Raw genomic sequence first — 20764 nt, 5'->3', positions numbered from 1 at the left:
GAACTGATGTGATCTCGCCCTTGCTGCAAATCGCGGCTGCGGAGGAGGCCCAGAATCCTCTGATCCCGGAGATCCCCGAGCTCGTCATCGGTCTGATCGCGTTCGCGATCGTGTTCTTCGTCCTGGGCAAGAAGCTCCTTCCGAACATCAACAAGGTTCTGGAAGAGCGTCGCGAAGCCATCGAGGGCGGGATCGAACAGGCCGAGATTGCTCGCACGGAGGCCCAGAGCGTCCTGGAGCAGTACAAGGCCCAGCTCGCAGAGGCCCGTCACGAGGCCGCGCGGCTGCGCCAGGAGGCGCAGGAGCAGGGCGCCGTACTCATCACCGAGATGCGTGCGGAAGGCCAGCGCCAGCGCGAGGAGATCGTCGCCGCCGGGCACAGCCAGATCGAGGCGGACCGCAAGGCCGCCGCGTCCGCGCTGCGCCAGGACGTCGGCAAGCTCGCCACCGAACTGGCCGGCAAGCTCGTCGGGGAGTCCCTCGAGGACCACGCCCGCCAGAGCCGCGTCATCGACCGCTTCCTCGACGACCTCGAGGAGAAGGCCGAGGCGTCTCGATGACCGCACACGGAGCCAGCCGCGAGGCATTCGCAGCAGCCCGTGAGCGTCTCGACGCGCTGACGGACTCCACGTCCGTGGACGCTGCGCAGCTGGCCGACGAGCTGGCGGCCGTCACCGCGCTGCTCGACCGCGAGGTCTCGCTGCGTCGGGTCCTCACCGACCCGGCGCAGGCCGGCGAGGCCAAGGCCGAGCTGGTCCAGCGCCTGCTCGGCGCCCAGATCGGCGGCACCACCGCCGACCTGGTGTCCGGCACGGTACGTGCCCGCTGGTCGCGGTCCCGCGACCTGGTGGACGCGCTGGAGGAGCTGGCGGACATCGCCGACCTCACCGCCGCGCAGAAGGCCGGCACGCTCGACAACGTCGAGGACGAACTGTTCCGCTTCGGACGGATCGTCTCCTCGAACTTCGAGCTGCGCGCCGCGCTGACCAACCGGAAGGCCACCGCCTCGGCCAAGAGCGAGCTGCTGCGCAGCCTGCTCGGCGGCCGGGCCGACGCGGCCACCGAGCGACTTGTGACGCGCCTCGTGACCGCGCCCCGTGGACGTAGCCTGGAAGCGGGCCTCGAAGCCCTGTCCAAGCTCGCCGCTGAGCGCCGGGACCGCATGGTCGCCGTCGTCACCTCGGCGGTACCGCTGAGCGACCCGCAGAAGCAGCGCCTCGGCGCCGCCCTCGCCAAGCTCTACGGCCGCCCGATGCACCTCAACCTCGACGTGGACCCCGCGGTCCTCGGCGGGATCCGGGTGCAGGTCGGTGACGAGGTGATCAACGGCTCCCTCGCGGACCGTATCGAGAACGTCGCCCGTCGCATGGCGAGCTAGCAGCAACTCAAGACCGCAGTACGAACTGATGGCGGCCCTGGTTGGGCCGTGCAGAGGATTCACCTCTTTTCGGGGGGAGTCCCCATCCCCCCAAAGTGAAACTTCGGGCCCAACAAGGAGAGCAGGGAACCCAGATGGCGGAGCTCACGATCCGGCCGGAGGAGATCCGGGATGCGCTGGAGAACTTCGTCCAGTCGTACAAGCCGGACGCGGCCTCGCGCGAGGAGGTCGGTACGGTCACCCTTGCCGGCGACGGCATCGCGAAGGTCGAGGGCCTGCCCTCGGCCATGGCCAACGAACTGCTGAAGTTCGAGGACGGCACCCTCGGCCTCGCGCTCAACCTGGAAGAGCGCGAGATCGGCGCCGTCGTCCTCGGTGAGTTCAGTGGCATCGAGGAGGGCCAGCCGGTCACCCGCACGGGAGAGGTCCTGTCCGTCGCCGTCGGCGAGGGCTACCTCGGCCGTGTCGTCGACCCGCTCGGCAACCCGATCGACGGCCTCGGCGAGATCGAGACGTCCGGCCGCCGCGCCCTGGAGCTTCAGGCTCCGGGCGTCATGGCCCGTAAGTCGGTGCACGAGCCGATGGAGACCGGCTACAAGGCCGTCGACGCGATGACCCCGATCGGCCGTGGCCAGCGTCAGCTGGTCATCGGTGACCGTCAGACCGGCAAGACCGCCCTGGCCGTCGACACGATCATCAACCAGCGTGACAACTGGCGCTCGGGCGACCCGAAGAAGCAGGTCCGCTGCGTCTACGTCGCCATCGGTCAGAAGGGCTCGACCATCGCCTCCGTGCGTGGTGCCCTCGAAGAGGCCGGCGCGCTGGAGTACACGACCATCGTCGCCGCCCCGGCGTCCGACCCGGCCGGCTTCAAGTACCTGGCGCCGTACACCGGTTCGGCCATCGGCCAGCAGTGGATGTACGAGGGCAAGCACGTCCTCATCATCTTCGACGACCTCTCGAAGCAGGCCGACGCCTACCGCGCCGTGTCCCTGCTGCTCCGCCGCCCGCCGGGCCGCGAGGCCTACCCGGGCGACGTCTTCTACCTGCACTCCCGTCTGCTGGAGCGCTGCGCGAAGCTCTCCGACGAGCTGGGCGCCGGCTCGATGACCGGTCTGCCGATCGTCGAGACGAAGGCCAACGACGTCTCGGCGTTCATCCCGACCAACGTCATCTCCATCACCGACGGCCAGTGCTTCCTGGAGTCGGACCTGTTCAACGCCGGTCAGCGCCCCGCGCTGAACGTCGGTATCTCCGTCTCCCGAGTCGGTGGTTCCGCGCAGCACAAGGCGATGAAGCAGGTTTCCGGCCGCCTCCGCCTCGACCTCGCCCAGTACCGTGAGCTGGAGGCGTTCGCCGCCTTCGGTTCCGACCTGGACGCCGCGTCGAAGTCCCAGCTGGAGCGCGGTCAGCGACTGGTCGAGCTGCTCAAGCAGGCTCAGTACCAGCCGATGTCGACCGAGGACCAGGTCGTCTCCGTCTGGGCCGGTACCACCGGCAAGATGGACGACGTCCCGGTCGCCGACATCCGCCGCTTCGAGAAGGAGCTGCTGGAGTACCTGCACCGCAAGGAGCAGGGCCTCATGACCTCCATCAAGGAGGGCGGCAAGATGTCGGACGACACCCTCACCGCCATCGCGGACGGCATCGCCGACTTCAAGAAGCAGTTCGAGACCTCGGACGGCAAGCTTCTCGGCGAAGACGCTCCGGCCGCCGCGGCCAAGTGACGACGGAAGGGACCTGACTCATGGGAGCCCAGCTCCGGGTCTACAAGCGTCGCATCCGATCCGTCACCGCGACCAAGAAGATCACCAAGGCGATGGAAATGATCGCCGCCTCGCGTGTCGTCAAGGCGCAGCGCAAGGTGGCGGCCTCCGCGCCGTACGCGACCGAGCTCACCCGCGCGGTCACGGCGGTCGGGACCGGTTCGAACACCAAGCACCCGCTGACCACGGAGGCGGAGACGGCGACCCGTGCCGCGGTGCTGCTCCTCACGAGCGACCGCGGACTGGCCGGCGCCTTCAACTCCAACGCGATCAAGGCCGCCGAGCAGCTGACGGCGCGCCTCGAGGCGGAGGGCAAGGAGGTCGACACGTACATCGTCGGCCGCCGCGGTCTGGCCCACTACAACTTCCGCGAGCGCAAGGTCGTGGAGTCGTGGTCGGGCTTCACGGACGAGCCCACCTACGCGGACGCGAAGAACGTCGCGGGTCCGCTGATCGAGGCCATCGAGACGGAGACGGCGGACGGCGGCGTGGACGAACTCCACATCGTCTTCACCGAGTTCGTCTCGATGATGACGCAGACGGCGCTCGGCGACCGTCTGCTGCCGCTCAGCCTCGACGAGGTGGCCAAGGAGTCGGCGCCGAAGGGCGAGATCCTTCCGCTGTACGACTTCGAGCCGTCGGCGGAGGACGTCCTCGACGCCCTGCTGCCCCGGTACGTCGAAAGCCGTATCTACAACGCGCTGCTCCAGTCGGCCGCCTCCAAGCATGCCGCCACGCGCCGCGCGATGAAGTCGGCCACCGACAACGCGGGAGACCTGATCACCACGCTCTCCCGACTTGCCAATGCGGCCCGCCAGGCCGAAATCACCCAGGAAATCAGCGAGATCGTCGGTGGCTCCGCAGCCCTCGCCGACGCGACCGCGGGGAGTGACAAGTAATGACGACCACTGTTGAGACGGCCGTTGCCACGGGCCGCGTCGCCCGGGTGATCGGCCCGGTCGTCGACGTGGAGTTCCCCGTCGACGCGATGCCGGAGATCTACAACGCCCTGCACGTCGAGGTCGCAGACCCGGCGAAGGACGGCGAGCTGAAGACGCTGACCCTGGAGGTCGCCCAGCACCTGGGTGACGGCCTGGTCCGCACCATCTCGATGCAGCCCACCGACGGTCTGGTCCGCCGGGCCGCGGTGACCGACACCGGCACGGGCATCACCGTTCCGGTCGGCGACTTCACCAAGGGCAAGGTGTTCAACACCCTCGGTGAGGTGCTGAACACCGACGAGACCTACGACGGTGAGCGCTGGACCATCCACCGCAAGGCCCCGCGCTTCGACGAGCTCGAGTCGAAGACCGAGATGTTCGAGACCGGCGTCAAGGTCATCGACCTTCTCACCCCGTACGTCAAGGGTGGAAAGATCGGCCTGTTCGGCGGTGCCGGCGTCGGCAAGACGGTGCTCATCCAGGAGATGATCTACCGCGTCGCCAACAACCACGACGGTGTCTCCGTGTTCGCCGGTGTCGGCGAGCGCACTCGTGAGGGCAACGACCTCATCGAGGAGATGGCGGAGTCGGGCGTCATCGACAAGACCGCCCTGGTCTTCGGTCAGATGGACGAGCCCCCGGGCACCCGTCTGCGCGTGGCCCTGGCCGGTCTGACCATGGCGGAGTACTTCCGCGATGTGCAGAAGCAGGACGTGCTGTTCTTCATCGACAACATCTTCCGCTTCACGCAGGCCGGTTCCGAGGTCTCGACCCTGCTCGGCCGCATGCCCTCCGCGGTGGGCTACCAGCCGAACCTGGCCGACGAGATGGGTCTCCTCCAGGAGCGCATCACCTCGACCCGCGGTCACTCGATCACCTCGATGCAGGCGATCTACGTCCCCGCGGACGACCTGACCGACCCGGCCCCGGCCACCACGTTCGCCCACCTCGACGCGACGACGGTTCTCTCCCGTCCGATCTCCGAGAAGGGCATCTACCCGGCCGTGGACCCGCTGGACTCCACGTCCCGCATCCTGGACCCCCGCTACATCGCGGCGGACCACTACAACACCGCGATGCGCGTCAAGACGGTCCTGCAGAAGTACAAGGACCTTCAGGACATCATCGCGATCCTCGGTATCGACGAGCTGGGCGAGGAGGACAAGCTCACCGTCCACCGTGCCCGTCGCGTGGAGCGCTTCCTGTCCCAGAACACCCACGTCGCCAAGCAGTTCACCGGCGTCGACGGTTCGGACGTTCCGCTGGACGAGTCGATCACCGCGTTCAACGCGATCATCGACGGTGACTACGACCACTTCCCGGAGCAGGCGTTCTTCCTGTGCGGTGGCATTGAGGACCTCAAGGCCAACGCCAAGGAGCTCGGCGTCTCCTGAGCCTCGTGCTCTTGAAGAGGGGCGGGCGCCTCCCGCCCCTCTTCGTACGCCCACTAGACTTGTAACCAACACCCGGCAGATCCGCCGGGTGGTGACCCGAGGAGCCACCTTGGCTGCTGAGCTGCACGTCGCGCTGGTCGCGGCCGACCGAGAGGTCTGGTCCGGTGAGGCCACCCTGGTCGTCGCGCGCACCACGTCGGGCGACATCGGCGTCATGCCCGGTCACCAGCCGCTGCTCGGTGTGCTGGAGTCGGGCCCGGTGACCATCCGTACGAGTGATGGTGGAACGGTCGTCGCCGCGGTGCACGGCGGTTTCATCTCGTTCGCCGACAACAAGCTGTCGCTGCTGGCCGAGATCGCCGAGCTGTCGGACGAGATCGATGTCCAGCGCGTGGAGCGGGAGCTCGAGCGCGCGAAGGCGGAGGGCGATGCCGCCGCCGAGCGTCGCGCGGACGTACGACTGCGTGCGGCGGCCTCGCGCTGACCCTGGGGCCTCTCCCAGGCCCGTAGGCTCAGGGGGAGCAGAGCCGCTTGACGTCACTCAGCCGCGGTCGGCACCGGAGCAATCCGGTGCCGACCGCGGCTGAGGCAGATATGGATGTTTTTTCCGTTCCGTTACCTATTTTCGGTACCTAGGAGACGAGGAGGTCGGTGTCGATGGTCCTCGCTCTGACTGTGTGCGGAAGCGTCGTGGCCCTGGTGGCGCTGGGGTTGTTCGTCTTCGGTCTGCGCCGCAGGCTCATCCAGCGGTCCGGCGGCACCTTCGACTGTTCCCTGCGCTGGGACGTCTCCGAGAAACTCGACACGAGCGGAAAAGGCTGGAGTTACGGCGTCGCCCGCTACAACGGCGACCGCATCGAGTGGTACCGCGTCTTCTCGTACGCCTACCGTCCGCGCCGGGTGCTGGAGCGCGGCTCGATCGAGGTGGCCGGCCGCCGTCTTCCCGAGGGCGAGGAGGAGCTGGCGCTGCTGTCCGACGCGGTGATCCTCACCTGTGTGCACCAGGGCACGCGCATCGAGCTCGCCATGAGCGAGGACGCGCTGACCGGTTTCCTCGCGTGGCTCGAGGCGGCCCCGCCCGGTCAGCGAGTGAATGTGGCTTAGCCGCGTTCACTCTCCCCCGGACGAAGTGCAGTCCGGAGGAGAGTGAACGTCGCTGGATCAAGCGAACTTTTCTACGACGGTCACGACAGGCCGCTGTTGATGGCGCCCACCAGTTCACCGTTGGTGGTGTCTCCGCTGAACTCCCAGAAGAACGCGCCGCCCAGACCCTGGTTCTTGGCCCAGGTCATCTTCCCGGCGATGGTGGCCGGGGTGTCGTAGGACCACCAGTTGCTGCCGCACTTGGCGTACGCCGTGCCGGCGATGGTGCCGGTGGCCGGGCAGGACGTCTTGAGGACCTTGTAGTCCTCGATGCCCTGCTCGTAGGTGCCGGGCGCCGGGCCCGTGGCCGTGCCGCCCGGGGCGTCCTGGGTGACACCGGTCCAGCCGCGGCCGTAGAAGCCGATGCCGATGAGCAGCTTGCTCGCGGGCACGCCCTTCGACTTGAACTTGGCGATTGCGTCGGCCGTGGTGAACCCGGCCTGCGGGATGCCGCTGTAGGTGGTGAGCGGGGAGTGCGGAGCGGTCGGGCCGTCCGCGTCGAAAGCGCCGAAGAAGTCGTACGTCATCACGTTGTACCAGTCGACGTAACTCGCGGCGCCCGCGTAGTCGGCGGCGTCGACCTTGCCGCCGGAGGTGCCGTCGGCCGTGGTGGCCGCGGTGACCAGGTTGCCCGTGCCGAACTTGGCGCGCAGGGCCTGCATCAGGTTCTTGTAGGCCGCCGAGCCGCTCGTGTCACAGGACAGACCGCAGGCGTTCGGGTACTCCCAGTCGATGTCGATGCCGTCGAAGACGTCGGCCCAGCGCGGGTCCTCCACCAGGTTGTAGCAGGACTGCGCGAACGCGGCCGGGTTGGCGGCGGCCTGGGCGAAGCCGCCGGACCAGGTCCAGCCGCCGAAGGACCACAGCACCTTGATGTTCGGGTACTTGGCCTTCAGCTGGCGCAGCTGGTTGAAGTTGCCGCGCAGCGGCTGGTCCCAGGTGTCGGCGACGCCGCTGACCGACTGGTCCGCGGTGAAGGCCTTGTCGTAGTCGGCGTAGGAGTCGCCGATCGCGCACTGGCCGCCCGTGACGTTGCCGAACGCGTAGTTGATGTGCGTGATCTTCGCGGCCGAACCGGACGTCACCAGGTTCTTGACGTTGTAGTTGCGGCCGTAGATGCCCCACTCGGTGAAGTAGCCGAGCTTGACCTTGGAGCCGGTGGTCGGGGGAGTGGTGCCGCCGCCGGTGGTGTGGACCGCGACCGCGCCGCTGACCGGGCCGGTCTGGTCGGCGGTGTCACGGGCCTGGACGGTGTAGGAGTAGTCGGTGCCGGCCGTCAGACCGCTGTCGGTGTACGTGGTCGTCGTGACCGTGCCGACCTTGGCGCCGTCGCGCAGGACGTCGTAGTTCTTGACGCCCTTGTCGTCGGTGGCGGCGGACCAGCTCAGCTTCACCGAGGTGTCGGTGAGGGCGGAGGCGGTCGGGGTGCCCGGGGCGGACGGGGCGGCGTCGCCCGGGACCGTCGTGCCGTCGCAACTGCCGCCGTTGAGCTTGCAGTTGGCCGGCGATCCGGAGCCCGCGCCGTTGAAGCCGAAGGAGACGGACGCGCCGGCGGCGAGGGAGCCGTTCCAGGACTTGTTCTTGGCGGTCCAGTGGGTGCCGGAGGACGTGACGTCGGCGTCCCAGGCGGAGGTGACGGAGGTGCCGGAGGGGAAGTCCCACTCGACCGTCCATGAACTGATGGCAGTGGTACCGGTGTTCTTCACCGTCCACTTGCCCTCGAAGCCGGTGCCCCAGTCCGATGCCTTGGTGTAGGTGGCGGTGGCTGTCGTGGCGGCCTGGGCCGGGCTCGCGAGGCCGACCAGGCCGGCCAACGGGAGCAACAGGGTCGCGAACCCTGCCGCGGCTCTGTGTCTGAAGCGCATCCTGCGCCTCCTCGGGGGGAGTCGGGGGGGGGCGTGACTGAGCCTTCACGCCCACGGTGCCGCGAGAATAGAAAGGTCTGGACCACAGGTCAATAGGTCTGGACCACTGCGCCCCGTTAAACCTCCGGAGCCCCCTCGGATCCGGCCCGGATGCCCAACTCCTGGGCCAGCACAGCGGCTTGCACCCGGCTGCGCAGCTCCAGCTTCCCCAGCAGACGGCTGACGTGCGTCTTCACCGTCGCCTCCGCCATGTCCAGGCGCCCGGCGACGCCCGCGTTCGACAGCCCCTCGCCCAGACAGGCCAGCACCTCGCGCTCGCGCCGGGTCAGCGAGTCCAGGACGGCGGGGTCGGCCTTCGGAGCCCGCACCGGCTTCGCGGCGAACTCGGCGATCAGCCGGCGGGTCACCGCGGGAGCGATCAGCCCCTCCCCGCCGGCCACCGTACGGACCGCCGCCAGCAGATCCCTCGCCTCCGTGTTCTTGAGCAGAAACCCCGCAGCGCCCGCCCGCAGCGCCCCGAACACGTACTCGTCGAGGTCGAAGGTGGTCAGCACCAGGACGTCCGCGAGCCCCTCCTCGACGACCTTCCGGGTCGCCGACACCCCGTCGAGCCGCGGCATCTGAACGTCCATCAGGACCACGTCGGGCCGCAACTCCCGGGCCAGCGCCACCGCCTGCTCCCCGTCCGCCGCCTCCCCGACCACCTCGATGTCGGACGCGCTGCCCAGGATCAGGACGAGCCCGGCGCGCACGGCGGACTGGTCCTCGGCGACGAGGACCCGGACGGCGGAGCTCATACGGGCTCTCCTTCGACGAGGGGGAATGTGGCGCGCACCGTCCAGCAGGAGTCCTCCGGCCCGGCGTCGAACGTGCCGTCGAGCAGCGCCGCCCGCTCCCGCATCCCGACGAGCCCGGCGCCGGAACCAGGAGCGCGGGGCCCGTCCCGACGGCCGTAGGGACTCCGTACCCGCACGTCGAGCATCCCGTCGCGCCGCACGAGGGCGACGGTGACCCGGCCGGGGCACGCGTGCTTCAGCGCGTTGGTCAGCGACTCCTGGACGATCCGGTAAGCGGCGAGTTCGACGGGGGCCGGCACCTCGCCGTGCTCGGCGGCGAGGGTGACGTCGAGGCCATTGGCGCGGGCGCCGTCGACGAGCGCCTCCAGGCCGCCCAGGGTGGGGGCCGCGGCGGGCTCGCGGTCCCCGCTGCCGTCGCGCAGGATCCCGATCAGCCGCCGCATCTCCGCCAGCCCCTCGACGCTGTTCTCGCGGATGACGGACAACGCCTGCCTGGACGTGTCCGGGTCGTCGATCGAGAGCGCCGCCGTCGAGTGGATGGCGATCGCGGACAGGTGGTTGGCGACCATGTCGTGCAACTCCCGCGCCATCCGGGCCCGTTCGGTCGTGACGGCCTGGGCGCGGTCGATCTCGGCGAGCAGCGCGGTCTGTTCGGCCCGCAGCCGGGCGGCCTCGGCCGCGTCGCGGTGGTTGCGTACGATCCAGCCGGTGGCGGCGGGCGCGTAGGCCACGATGCCGACCACCACCCCGATCAGCAGGGCCTCCGGCACCCGCCACACCGCGAACGGCACCAGGGTCCCGGCCACCGTCAGCAGACCGGTGATCCACTGGATCCGGCGGGCCGAGGCGAGCGGGCCGTACAGGACGGCCGCGTACATCACGTCGGTGTACATCAGCACCGTGAACAGATTGCCCTGGGTCAGGGTGTCCAGGACGATCGCGGCCGTGCCGATCAGCAGGGCCGTGCGCGGCGCGATCCGGCGCAGCACCTCGCAGCCGGCCATCACACAGAGCGGCACGACGACCGGCCAGGGGCCGTCGAGGAGCGCGATCGGATCGTCGGACGGCCGGGTGCCCAGACCGATGGCGACCAGCAGCAGCCCGCCTAGCAGCCCGCCGACCGCGATGTACACGTCGAAGCGGTGCGGGCGGTGCGGGCGGCGTAGGCGGTGCGGTTCTCGGACGGCCATGCCCTCCATCCAACACGCCGCGCGTCCCGTCCGCCTGCTCCCCCCGAACGGTCCCGAACTGCATCTTTCGATGTACCGCGAGTTCGTCACCGCCGACGACGAGACGCGCTCCCCCGCCCGGGAGCCTGGAAGGGTGAGCGAGAGGAGCGAACCGTGATCGTCGGACTGATCATCGCCTGCGAGGTGGCCTTCTGGGTGCTGCTGGCCGCCGGACTGGCCTTCCGGTACGTGTTCCGGATGCCGCGTCTCGGGCTGGCCCTGCTGCTGTGCGAGCCGCTGCTGGAGGTCGTGCTGTTCGCGGTGACCGCGATCGACCTCAAGAACGGCGCCGAGCCGGACTGGCGGCACGGCCTCGCCGCCGTCTACATCGGCTTCACCGTGGGCCTCGGCCACTCCACCGTCAGGTGGGCGGACGCCCGGGTCGCCCACCGCTTCGCCGGCGGCCCGCCGCCGGTGCGGCCGCCGAAGTACGGCAGGGCCCGCGCCGTCCACGAATGGAAGGTCGCGGGCCGCTGGACCCTCGCCGCGCTGGTCGCCGTGGCGTTGCTCCAGGCGGCCGTCCGGTACGTCGGCGGGGACGGCGAGACCGGCTCGTTGCGGGCGTGGCAGCTGCGGATGCTGTGGGTGATCGGCGTCAACCTCGTCATCGCGGGGAGCTACACCCTGTTCCCGAAGTCCGAACCGAAGTCCGGGCCGAAGGCCGAACCGAACGGCGGATCGGAGCGGGAACCGGCCAAGATGCGCTAGCGCTCCCCGCCCGGCACCCAGAGCACGTCGCCGACCGCCTTGTTGGCGGTGCGGGCCAGAATGAACAGCAGGTCCGAGAGCCGGTTGAGATAGGTCGCGGTGAGCGGGTTCATCCGCTCACCGTGCACCTCCAGCGCCGCCCAGGTGGAACGTTCGGCCCGCCGGACGATCGTGCAGGCCTGGTGGAGCAGGGCCGCGCCCGGGGTGCCGCCGGGCAGGATGAACGACCGCAGCTTCTCCAGCCGCTCGTTGAACCGGTCGCAGTCCGCCTCCAGACGGTCGACGTAGAACTGCTCGACCCGCAGGGGCGGGAACTCCGGGTTCTCCACCACCGGCGTCGACAGGTCAGCGCCCACGTCGAACAGGTCGTTCTGGACCCGGGTGAGGACCCCGACGAGCTCCTCGTCCAGGCCGCCCAGCGCGAGCGCCGTGCCGAGCGCCGCGTTCGCCTCGTTGACGTCGGCGTACGCGGCGATCCGCAGGTCGGTCTTGGCGACCCGGCTCATGTCGCCGAGAGCGGTGGTGCCCTGGTCGCCGGTCCTCGTGTAGATGCGCGTCAGATTGACCATGCGGCCAATCTAGACCGTCCCCGGCAATCCGATCCGTTCCCTTCGTCACTGCGGTCGGCGCCCGGTCAGTCCCGGTCCAATCGGCCTGAATCGGACAGTAATTGACGACGTGACCGGCGTCTCACGCCCTGAGACGTGAGCCGCGTTACTAACCGGTCACACAGCGCCTCACGCCCGCTAATCTCCCGCCGAGAGGCATGCGGAGCGGCTGCGCCGGATGGTTGACGCCGGTGACATCGGACGCTTGAGCGGGCAGGGCTTCTACAAGCACCGAAACCGCACAGGCCCCATGGGCCTCACCCCTGCGAGTGAATTCGGTATCGGTTCGCTCACAGACGGCAACCTCCGACCGCTTCCCGCAGTCAGAGGATGCAACACCGGACACCACACCGCGGAGCACGAGACGCAGGCTTAGGGGAGCGCTATGCACATCAGGGGCGACCACGTCGAGCTGGTCGTCGGGGGCCGTCTCGACGTCCGCAGTGCGGCGGACGCCCGTACGGCCCTCCACACGGCCGTGGACGACGGAGTCGGCGACCTGGTGCTCGACCTGTCCGAGCTGGACTCCTGGGACGCCACCGGACTCGGCGTCATCATGGGCGTCCACCGACGGGCGGGCCGGTGCGGCCGACGCCTGGTGCTGCGCGGGGTGCCTCCGCAGATGCAACGCCTGCTGGTGGCCACCCGACTGCACCGGATCCTCGCGATCGAGGGCGGTATCGGAGTGGAATCCCTGCCCCGGGTCTGACCCCCCAGGGGGCGTGGCCTGCGGCGGAAAACGAGCGACGGGCGCAATCCTCACGAGACTGTGACGTCTCGGGCGGCCCGACACCCCGGGCTGTCGTAGATACTGTGCGAAGGTTTACGGTTCGTCTGCCCGCCGTTCTCAGCCCTCGAGCGGGCACCGGACCAGAAGCGACAGCGCAGTGTGCAGCAAGGCCGGGAGGGGCTACCGCCACACGACGCTTTTGGGGGGCTTGAACCTATGGACCCGAACACCCGGGGACCCGAGGAGTACGGCCAAGACGGTGGGGGCACCTCCCAGTCGAGCGAATTCGACACAGGGGGAGGCGGCACACCGCGCCCGCGCCCGTCCAGGGACCCCCTCACACCGGACTTCGGCCAGCACACGCCGACCCTGGCCCGCACCGTGCGGCTCGTCGCGGGCGAACACCTGCTCACGGTCAACCCGGTCGACGGCAGCGAGATAGAACTCTGCCCGCCTGGGGGCCCCTCCCGCTCGAGCGCGGCCGAGAGCGGGGGAGACATACCGGAGCGCCCCGCCAAGCGCACCGCGGAGCAGCGTGCCGAGGCCGAGCGCGCCGCCCGACCGCCGGCCCCCGCCGGAACCGCCCGGCCCGCCCAGCCGCTCCTGGGCCGTCAGGACGAACGCGAACAACTGGTCCGCCTGCTGGCCCGCGGCCGCTCCGTCCGTCTCACCGGACCGGCCGGCTCCGGCCGCACCAGCCTCCTCGACCTCGTCGCCGAGGACTGCGAGGACCTCGCCCCCGACGGCGTCGTCCGCCTCACCGGTTTCCGCCGCACCTCGGCCGACCTGCTGCACGACCTCTTCCACGCCGTCTACGACGCCCCCCGGTACCGCCCCGACGGCGACGACCTGAGCGCCCTGGTCCGCGAGATCGGCGCGGTCGTCGTGGTCGACGACCTCGACCTCGGCGGCGCCGACCTCGACGAACTCCTGGACGCGACGCCCGAGTGCGCCTTCCTGCTCGGCGCCACCCCGGACACCCCGCTGCCCTCCGCGGAGTCCGCCGTCGAGGAGGTCGTCCTCACCGGACTGGACCGCGCGGGCGGCGTCGAGGTGATCGAGCGCGGCGTCGGCCGCGTCCTCACCGAGGAGGAGGCCAACTGGGCCGGCGACCTGTGGTTCGAGTCCGAGGGCCTGCCGCTCCGCTTCGTCCAGGCCGGCGCCCTGCTCGCGCAGCGCGACCACCTGCGGGCCGGCGCCGACGCGGTCGACGCGTTCGGTGTCTTCGAGGACGCCCGGCCGCTCGCCGATGCCGTCGACGGCCTCGCCGGAGCGGGCGAGGCCGAGGAGATACCCCTGCCCTCCCTCGGCGAGGCCGCCGCGCCCGCGCCGCTGCTCGCCGCCCGCCTCAGCGCCTCCGCCCGCGCCACCCTGCGCTTCGCCGTCGCCCTGGACGGTGAGGTCCCGCACCAGGCCCATCTGCCCGCCCTGGTCGGCGACACCCACGCCGACGCGGCCCTCGGCGAACTGGTCGCCTGCGGACTCGTCTCGCCGGTCGGCACCCGCTACCGGCTCGCCGCCGGGGTCCAGACCCAGCTCGAGGTCGCCGGATACGCCGACGACGTCGAAGCCCGCGCCCACACCGCCGCCCGGCACTACGCCTGGTGGACCGGGCACCCCTCGGTCACTCCCGAGCGGGTGTGCGCGGAGGCCGACGCCGTGCTCGCCGCCCTCACCGTGATCGTCCCCACGACCACCCGGACCGGCGAGGACGAGGAGTCCACCGCCGTCCAGCTCGCCCGCACCGCGGCGCCCGCGTTCGCCGCGGGCCTGCGCTGGAGCGCCTGGGAGAGCACCCTGCACGAGGGCGCCGAGGCCGCCCGGCTGGCCGGGGAGTCCGCCGACCGCGCCTACTTCCACCACGAGATGGGCGTCCTCGCGCTCTGCGGCGGAGACGTCGACCGGGCCCGCTCCGAGCTGGAGGCCTCCCTCGCCCTGCGTGGGGCGATCGCCGACAAGCGCGGCACCGTCGCCGGCCGCCGCGCCCTCGCCCTGGTCTCCGACCGCTCCGGGGACACGCCGGGCCTCGCGGCGGCGACAGCGGGCGAGGAGGTGCCGGACGTCCGCCACGAGGAGTCGGCGTCCCCGCCCCGCGGCGTCCAGGCGGTGCTGCCGACCTACCCGCCGGAGGTGGAGACCGTCGTCGCGCGCCGTCAGCCCGTCGGCCCGCCGACCCGTCACCACCGGGGCGGCCTGAAGGCCCTGGCCAAGCGTAACCTCGTCGCGGCCGGCGCGGGCGCACTGCTCGTCGCGGTCCTCGGCACGGTCGTGACGCTCGGCGCGACCTCCAACAACGACGCCGACGACCCCTCCGACCGGGTCGGCGTCAACCCGTCCGCGAGCACCGGCCTGGACGACGGCGGCCTGGACTCGGACACCCCGGGCGACGACAGCGGTTCCGCCGACACGGGCGAGGCGACCAGCAGGCCGACGGACCCCGGCCCGGACGGAACGATGGGCACCTCGGACGACCCGACCTCCACGGGGGAGGCGGAGCCGTCTTCCGGTGCGAGCAGCTCGCAAAGCTCGGGCACCGGCGGGTCGTCCGGTACGACGCCCAAGCCGTCGTCGTCGAGTTCGGGCTCCGGGTCGCCCTCGGCCTCGCCGTCCGCGTCCAGCAGCGGTTCGGGCTCGGCATCGCCTTCGCCGTCCGCGTCGCCCACCGGCGGAACGGGCAGCCCGCCGCCGCCCGGGGACCCCAGCCCGCCCACCTCGAACTCGGCCAGCAGCTCGATGTCCTCCTCGCCCGCGAGCTCGATCAGCTCGTCCCAGAGCAGCGGCACGGCTGTCTCGGCTTCGCCGGACCAGGTGATCTGAAGCCCCGGACACAGGAGAAGGGCCGGGTTCCTCTCCAGGAACCCGGCCCTTCTCGTCGTACGGATGTCGTACGCGGTCGTACCGATGTCGTACGGACGAGGGGTCAGAACAGGCGCAGCTTGTCGTCCTCGATGCCCCGCATCGCGTTGTAGTCCAGGACCTGGCAGCCGATGCCGCGGTCCGTGGCGAGCACGCGGGCCTGGGGCTTGATCTCCTGGGCCGCGAAGACACCGCGGACCGGGGCGAGATGGGGGTCGCGGTTCAGCAGCTCCAGATAGCGCGTGAGCTGCTCGACGCCGTCGATCTCGCCGCGCCGCTTGATCTCGACCGCGACGGTCTGCCCCTCCGCGTCCCGGCACAGGATGTCGACCGGGCCGATGGCGGTCATGTACTCGCGGCGGATGAGGGTGTAGCCCTCGCCGAGGATCTCGATGCGGTCGGCGAGCAGTTCCTGGAGGTGTGCTTCCACGCCGTCCTTGATCAGGCCGGGATCGACGCCGAGTTCGTGCGACGAGTCGTGGAGGATCTCCTCCATCGTGATGATGAGCTTCTCTCCGCCCTTGTTGACGACGGTCCAGACGCCTTCCTCGTCGCCCGCGCCCTCCTTCAGCGTGCAGGGCGGCGACATCCAGTTCAGGGGCTTGTAGGCCCGGTCGTCCGCATGGATCGAGACGCTGCCGTCCGCCTTCACCAGGATGAGACGGGGAGCGGAGGGCAGGTGGGCGGTGAGCCGGCCGGCGTAGTCCACGGAGCACCGGGCGATGACGAGACGCATGGTCCGCAACGCTATCCGACGCCCCACCGCGCACGCGATTCGCCCGGCGGTCCGCCACCACCACCCGCACCCGGAGCCCCTTCGGGCCCGCCCCTTTCGACCTGGAAAACGATCATTCGACAGTGGCCGATTGTGTGCCCACTGGGGGTTCCCTATGTGCCCATTCTCCTGGTGCGGTCACGGTCCGTTGCCTACCGTAGTGAACGGGAGGTCGCGATGCGTGTACTCAGCGTGTGCGGTGTTTCGGCATGCGAACTCCCTTTCCCTGTCCGGCAACCCCTGTTGTTCCGGGGGTGCGAGAGGAGTACCCATGTCGCTCGACGTCTCACCGGCCCTACTCGAACAGGCCGAGCGAGGCGAGGTCGACGAAGCAGAATTCGTCGACTGCGTCCGGACCTCCCTGCCCTACGCATGGGAGATGGTCAGCTCCCTGGTGGCCCAGCTGAAGGTGGACGGCGGAGACTTCGCCGACAACCAGACGCCCCCGCCGGACGAGCAGGCGCGCGGGCAGTTGCTGCGAGCGCTCGCGAGTGACGCCATACGCGGCGCGCTTCAGCGGCACTTCGGTGTGCGGCTGGCCTTCCAGAACTGCCACCGGGTGGCGGTGTTCCCGTTGGTGCCGGCTGTCGACGAGAAGCTCGCCCGTTTCACCTCGGTGCGCAGCCAGGTGCTGAACCAGTCCCCGGAATTCCGGGACTGCTGACACGTGAGCCTGTTGCTTGCCGCTCCTGACGCGGGAGGTTCCATCAGTACGGGAGCGGCAAGCCTCGCGGCCGGCTGGGCTGTTCACCGGAGGTGGGGGAGCACCTCCGAGCCCAGCCGCCGTACGTTCTCCTCGGTGGCCGCCAGGTCGCCGGAACCTTCGACCAGCAGGGCGAAACGCGAGATGCCGGTCCGCTCGCCGGTCGCCGCGAGACGGTCGACGCACAGCCGCGGGGTGCCCACCGGGTGCAGCCCGCAGAGCAGTTCGGTGTATGCCACCGGGTCCCGCATCGAGCGGGCCCGGCCGTCCACGGTGACATGCGCGTCGAGTCCCTGCCGCAGCCAGCCCGGCATCGCCTTCACCAGGGTCTCCACCGCGTCCGTGCGCCGGTCCGCGATCTGGCAGACGCCCGCCGAGACATGCGCCGCGCCCCGGATCTCGTCCCCGGACCGCCCGGCCGCGCGCGCGTACTGCCGCCACGCGGCGACCATCTCGGCCTTCTCCTCGTCCCCCACGTGCATGCCGAGGAGCATCGGCAGCCCGCGCTCGGCGGCCAGCCGTACGCTCGCAGGCGAGGTGCACGCGACCACGACCTCCGGACCCGACACGTCCGTGAGCGCCTCCGACGGCCGGGGGACGACGGGGACTTCACGGAAGCGGAACCGCTCGCCGTCGGCCCCCACCGAGGGGTCGCGCAGCCAGCGCACCAGCAGATCGAGTGATTCCGGGAACCCCCGCTCGTACGCCTCCAGCCCCGCGCCGAACACCTCCAGGTCGACCCAGGGGCCGCCGCGGCCCACGCCCAGCGAGAAGCGGCCGCCGCTCGTCACGTGCAGCAGGGCGGCCTGCTCGCCCAGGGCGACCGGGTGGACGGTGGGCAGTACGCTGACCGCCGTGCCGACCCGGATGCGGCGGGTGCGGCCCAGCAGCAGGGCGGCGAGCGTGATCGCCGACGGGCACGTGCCGTAGGGCACGAAGTGGTGCTCGGCCAGCCAGACCGAGTCGAGGCCCGCCTCCTCGGCCACCTCGGCCGAGCGGACCGCGCGGTGCAGCGCCTCGCCCTGACCCTGGCCGGGGAACTGGGCTCCCAACACGAAACTTCCAACGCGCATGGACTTTCCTGCTTCCTTGGCTCCGACACGGAGCTCCCCCACCCGGCATAACCGTCTGACACGTGCCGAGGACACGGCCTGGCGGAGAGATTTGCGGATTGTCTGGAGAATGGGGCGTCGGGGAGGGCGACTTGTGGGGCTCGCTGCCCTACGGATACCCGCGCGCACGCCGCGTAGGCTGGAGACCAATCCTGCTCCCTGTATAGCCCCGTGAGGTGTCCCGTGTCCCCGCGTCGCAACCGACCCAAGGGTGAGGACCCGTCCGGCCAGAGCGCCGAGGACGACCGCACGAGCCGTTACGGCGGCTGGCAGTCGGCGGAGGGCTGGCAGGGCGAGCAGTGGAGCGTGCGGCACGTGGCGGGCGCGAGCGCCCAGGGCAAGGCGTACCGGTGCCCCGGCTGCGACCAGCTGATCCCGGACGGCGTGCCGCATGTCGTCGTCTGGCCCGAGCACGCGGGCGTCGACGACCGCCGGCACTGGCACAAGGCGTGCTGGAACGCGCGGGACCGCCGCACCCCGGGGGTGCGGCGGTCCCGTAACGCGCCGAAGTTCTAGGGCTGTCCCTCAGCCGTCAGACGTCGCGCTTCTCCAGCAGGGCGAAGGCGCCGCCGAGCACGACGGCGGTCACGCCGAGCGCGATCCACAGCGGGTCCCAGCCGCTCGGGCCGCTGTCGCTGAGCGAGGTCGAGTAGAAGACGCTCAGCTGGTTCGGGATCGAGTACTCGAACAGGGCCTGGCGCAGGTCCTCCAGCGAGGACGAGAACATGAAGATCGCGATGACCAGCGGGGCCAGCAGGACGCCGATCATGATGGTGATGGCGCCGGCCGAGTGCCGGATGATCGAGCCGACGGCCAGCGAGATCAGCCCGAGCAGCGCGATGTAGAGGGACACGCCGAAGGTGGCCTTGAGCCACTCCGAGCCGGTCGGCTGCCGGGCGTCGCCCAGCATGCCCACGTCCACCATGGCGACGAAGGTCGAGGACACGAGCGTCACGACGAACGCGACGGCGAAGAACACGACCGCCTTCGCGGCGAGCACCCGGCCGCGGGACGGGCAGGCCACCATCGTCGTGCGGATCATGCCGGTGCCGTACTCCGAGGCGGTGGTCAGCACGCCGAGCGTGATGATGCACATGCTGCCCAGGAGCAGTCCGAAGAAGCCGAACGACAGGGCGGTGTCGCCCGCGAGGTCTTCCTCGGTCGCGTTGGCGGCGACGACCGCGCCGGCCAGCAGCCCGATGCCGACGACGAGCAGCACGAACACGCCCAGCGTCCACATCGTGGAGCGCACCGACCGGATCTTCGTCCACTCCGAGGCGACGGCGTGCCCGAGGTGCGTGCGCACGATCGGGATCGGCGAGGTGTAGGCGGGGCCGGCCGCGGCGTACGCGGGACCGGGCGCCCCCTGCCAGGCGGGCGCGGCCTGCGGCGACGGGTGCTGCGGGGTGCTCATCGGGCGTCCTCGGACTTGGTCGGGGCGGCGTCGGGGGCGGATGCGGCGGGAGCTGCCGGGGCCGGTGCGGGCGGTGCCGCCGTCGGCGACGGGGCCGGGGCGGTCGGCTGGGCCGGGGCCTGTGCGGGCGCCTGCGCGTACGGGTTGGCCCCGTTCGGGCCGGGTGCCGCGCCGGGTGCCGCGGGCGCGCCGTACGTCCCGTAGGGGGCCGCCGGAGGCGTCTGGGCCGGCTGCGGGGGCGCGTAGCCGGGGTGCTGCGGGGGCGGCGGGGCGTACCAGCCCGGCTGGCCCTGGCCCGGCACCGGCATCGGCGGCTGCGCGCCGGGCGGCAGCTGCTGCTGGAGGCCGGCCTTCTGGTCGATGGTCGACCGGTAGTCGACGGCGCCCTGCGTCATCCGCATGTACGCCTCCTCCAGCGAGGCCTGGTGCGGCGACAGCTCCCACAGGCGTACGTCGGAGTCGTGGGCGATGTCGCTGATGCGGGGCAGCGGCAGCCCGGTCACCCGCAGCGCGCCGTCCTGCTCGGGCAGCACATGGCCGCCCGCCTCGGTGAGCGCGGAGGCCAGCTTCTCGCGCAGCTGCGGTTCGGTGTGCGGGGTGCGGACGCGCGCGAAGTCCGCGGAGTTGGCCGAGATGAAGTCCGTCACGCTCATGTCGGAGAGCAGCTGCCCGCGCCCGATGACGATCAGGTGATCGGCGGTCACCGCCATCTCGCTCATGAGGTGGGAGGAGACGAACACCGTGCGGCCCTCGGCGGCCAGCGACTTCATCAGGTTGCGCACCCAGAGGATGCCCTCGGGGTCGAGGCCGTTGACCGGCTCGTCGAAGAGCAGCACCTGCGGGTCGCCGAGCAGCGCGGCCGCGATGCCGAGCCGCTGGCCCATGCCCAGGGAGAAGCCCTTGGAGCGCTTGCGCGCCACGTCCTGGAGGCCGACCACGCCGAGCACCTCGTCGACCCGCCGGGCCGGGATGCCGGACAGCTGGGCCAGGCTCAGCAGGTGGTTGCGGGCGTGCCGGCCGCCGTGCACGGCCTTGGCGTCCAGCAGGGCGCCCACCTGGCGGGCGGCGTTCGGCAGCTTGCGGTACGGGTAGCCGCCGATCGTCACCGTCCCGGAGGTCGGGTTGTCCAGGCCCAGGATCATCCGCATGGTCGTCGACTTGCCCGAGCCGTTCGGCCCGAGGAAGCCGGTGACGGCACCGGGCCGTACCTGGAAGGAAAGGTTGTACACAGCGGTCTTGTCGCCATAGCGCTTGGTCAGGCCGACTGCTTCGATCATGCTCCGCACCCATCGAAAGGTTCAGGACAGCAGGGCACACGCCCCCGTAAGGGTTAGGAGACTATCGG

At 70.7% G+C, this 20764-nt stretch carries 20 protein-coding genes; 12 read left to right on the top strand and 8 right to left on the bottom strand.

The window, feature by feature from the left end:
* The first annotated feature begins 11 nt into the window (after positions 1-11).
* From ACIRPU_RS25930 to ACIRPU_RS25900, 7 genes are all read left to right on the top strand, one after another.
* Entirely contained in the window at positions 12-560 is a 549-nt protein-coding gene (locus tag ACIRPU_RS25930) for a F0F1 ATP synthase subunit B (RefSeq protein ID WP_403871726.1), read from the top strand.
* A complete protein-coding gene (locus ACIRPU_RS25925) occupies positions 557-1378 on the top strand; it encodes a F0F1 ATP synthase subunit delta (RefSeq protein ID WP_403871416.1) in 822 nt (273 codons plus the stop codon). The genes ACIRPU_RS25930 and ACIRPU_RS25925 overlap by 4 nt, the downstream gene beginning before the upstream one ends.
* 134 nt (positions 1379-1512) lie before the next feature.
* Positions 1513-3105, top strand: a complete 1593-nt coding sequence (gene atpA / locus ACIRPU_RS25920) for a F0F1 ATP synthase subunit alpha (RefSeq protein ID WP_385557847.1) — start codon at positions 1513-1515, stop codon at positions 3103-3105.
* A 20-nt stretch (positions 3106-3125) separates the two neighbouring features.
* Positions 3126-4043 (top strand): F0F1 ATP synthase subunit gamma, encoded by a 918-nt coding sequence (locus ACIRPU_RS25915; RefSeq protein WP_351760743.1) that lies wholly within the window; start codon positions 3126-3128, stop codon positions 4041-4043.
* Positions 4043-5479, top strand: a complete 1437-nt coding sequence (atpD, locus tag ACIRPU_RS25910; protein WP_403871412.1) for a F0F1 ATP synthase subunit beta — start codon at positions 4043-4045, stop codon at positions 5477-5479. The genes ACIRPU_RS25915 and atpD overlap by 1 nt, the downstream gene beginning before the upstream one ends.
* A 109-nt stretch (positions 5480-5588) precedes the next feature.
* Entirely contained in the window at positions 5589-5963 is a 375-nt protein-coding gene (locus ACIRPU_RS25905; RefSeq protein ID WP_057584029.1) for a F0F1 ATP synthase subunit epsilon, read from the top strand.
* A gap of 173 nt (positions 5964-6136) precedes the next feature.
* A complete protein-coding gene (locus ACIRPU_RS25900; RefSeq protein WP_403871409.1) occupies positions 6137-6583 on the top strand; it encodes a DUF2550 domain-containing protein in 447 nt (148 codons plus the stop codon).
* 80 nt (positions 6584-6663) lie between these two features.
* Here ACIRPU_RS25900 and ACIRPU_RS25895 read toward each other — a convergent pair whose 3' ends face one another.
* The 3 genes from ACIRPU_RS25895 to ACIRPU_RS25885 form a co-directional block, all read right to left on the bottom strand.
* Positions 6664-8487, bottom strand: coding sequence for a glycosyl hydrolase family 18 protein (locus ACIRPU_RS25895; RefSeq protein WP_403871407.1), 1824 nt, complete (start codon positions 8485-8487; stop codon positions 6664-6666).
* A gap of 116 nt (positions 8488-8603) precedes the next feature.
* Complete coding sequence (locus tag ACIRPU_RS25890; protein ID WP_403871404.1) at positions 8604-9284, bottom strand: response regulator; 681 nt, start codon at positions 9282-9284, stop codon at positions 8604-8606.
* Positions 9281-10474, bottom strand: a complete 1194-nt coding sequence (locus tag ACIRPU_RS25885) for a sensor histidine kinase (protein ID WP_403871401.1) — start codon at positions 10472-10474, stop codon at positions 9281-9283. Before ACIRPU_RS25885 ends, ACIRPU_RS25890 begins: the two co-directional genes overlap by 4 nt.
* Positions 10475-10627: 153 nt before the next feature.
* Between ACIRPU_RS25885 and ACIRPU_RS25880 the strand changes: the two genes are divergently transcribed.
* Entirely contained in the window at positions 10628-11221 is a 594-nt protein-coding gene (locus ACIRPU_RS25880) for a hypothetical protein (RefSeq protein WP_403871399.1), read from the top strand.
* On the opposite strand, the gene ACIRPU_RS25875 is transcribed toward ACIRPU_RS25880, so the two are convergent.
* A complete protein-coding gene (locus ACIRPU_RS25875) occupies positions 11218-11790 on the bottom strand; it encodes a cob(I)yrinic acid a,c-diamide adenosyltransferase (RefSeq protein WP_403871396.1) in 573 nt (190 codons plus the stop codon). The two genes, ACIRPU_RS25880 and ACIRPU_RS25875, sit on opposite strands and share 4 nt — an antisense overlap.
* A 424-nt stretch (positions 11791-12214) precedes the next feature.
* Here ACIRPU_RS25875 and ACIRPU_RS25870 point away from each other — a divergent pair, with 424 nt between their 5' ends.
* Both ACIRPU_RS25870 and ACIRPU_RS25865 read left to right on the top strand, forming a co-directional pair.
* Complete coding sequence (locus tag ACIRPU_RS25870) at positions 12215-12538, top strand: STAS domain-containing protein (RefSeq protein ID WP_020131168.1); 324 nt, start codon at positions 12215-12217, stop codon at positions 12536-12538.
* 237 nt (positions 12539-12775) lie between these two features.
* The gene (locus tag ACIRPU_RS25865) at positions 12776-15376 is read left to right on the top strand and encodes an ATP-binding protein (RefSeq protein WP_403871393.1); all 2601 of its coding nucleotides are present in this window, start codon (positions 12776-12778) and stop codon (positions 15374-15376) included.
* Positions 15377-15479: 103 nt separating this feature from the next.
* Here the strand turns inward: ACIRPU_RS25865 and nucS are convergent, their stop codons facing one another.
* Positions 15480-16151, bottom strand: a complete 672-nt coding sequence (nucS, locus tag ACIRPU_RS25860; RefSeq protein WP_355704149.1) for an endonuclease NucS — start codon at positions 16149-16151, stop codon at positions 15480-15482.
* A gap of 310 nt (positions 16152-16461) precedes the next feature.
* Here nucS and ACIRPU_RS25855 point away from each other — a divergent pair, with 310 nt between their 5' ends.
* Positions 16462-16854, top strand: coding sequence for an SCO5389 family protein (locus tag ACIRPU_RS25855; protein ID WP_355704150.1), 393 nt, complete (start codon positions 16462-16464; stop codon positions 16852-16854).
* 83 nt (positions 16855-16937) lie between these two features.
* Here ACIRPU_RS25855 and ACIRPU_RS25850 read toward each other — a convergent pair whose 3' ends face one another.
* Entirely contained in the window at positions 16938-17966 is a 1029-nt protein-coding gene (locus ACIRPU_RS25850) for an LLM class flavin-dependent oxidoreductase (protein ID WP_355704151.1), read from the bottom strand.
* 222 nt (positions 17967-18188) lie between these two features.
* On the opposite strand from ACIRPU_RS25850, the gene ACIRPU_RS25845 reads away from it, so the two are divergent.
* Entirely contained in the window at positions 18189-18521 is a 333-nt protein-coding gene (locus tag ACIRPU_RS25845) for an ATP/GTP-binding protein (RefSeq protein WP_403871388.1), read from the top strand.
* A 16-nt stretch (positions 18522-18537) separates the two neighbouring features.
* Here ACIRPU_RS25845 and ACIRPU_RS25840 read toward each other — a convergent pair whose 3' ends face one another.
* Positions 18538-19419, bottom strand: a complete 882-nt coding sequence (locus tag ACIRPU_RS25840; protein ID WP_403871385.1) for an ABC transporter permease subunit — start codon at positions 19417-19419, stop codon at positions 18538-18540.
* The gene (locus ACIRPU_RS25835; RefSeq protein ID WP_403871382.1) at positions 19416-20696 is read right to left on the bottom strand and encodes an ABC transporter ATP-binding protein; all 1281 of its coding nucleotides are present in this window, start codon (positions 20694-20696) and stop codon (positions 19416-19418) included. Before ACIRPU_RS25835 ends, ACIRPU_RS25840 begins: the two co-directional genes overlap by 4 nt.
* Positions 20697-20764 lie beyond the last annotated feature (68 nt).

Origin of the sequence: Streptomyces sp. NPDC102259, from assembly GCF_044766465.1 — a bacterium.
GTDB lineage: Bacteria > Actinomycetota > Actinomycetes > Streptomycetales > Streptomycetaceae > Streptomyces.
This window is presented reverse-complemented; position numbering and strand designations above follow the sequence as displayed.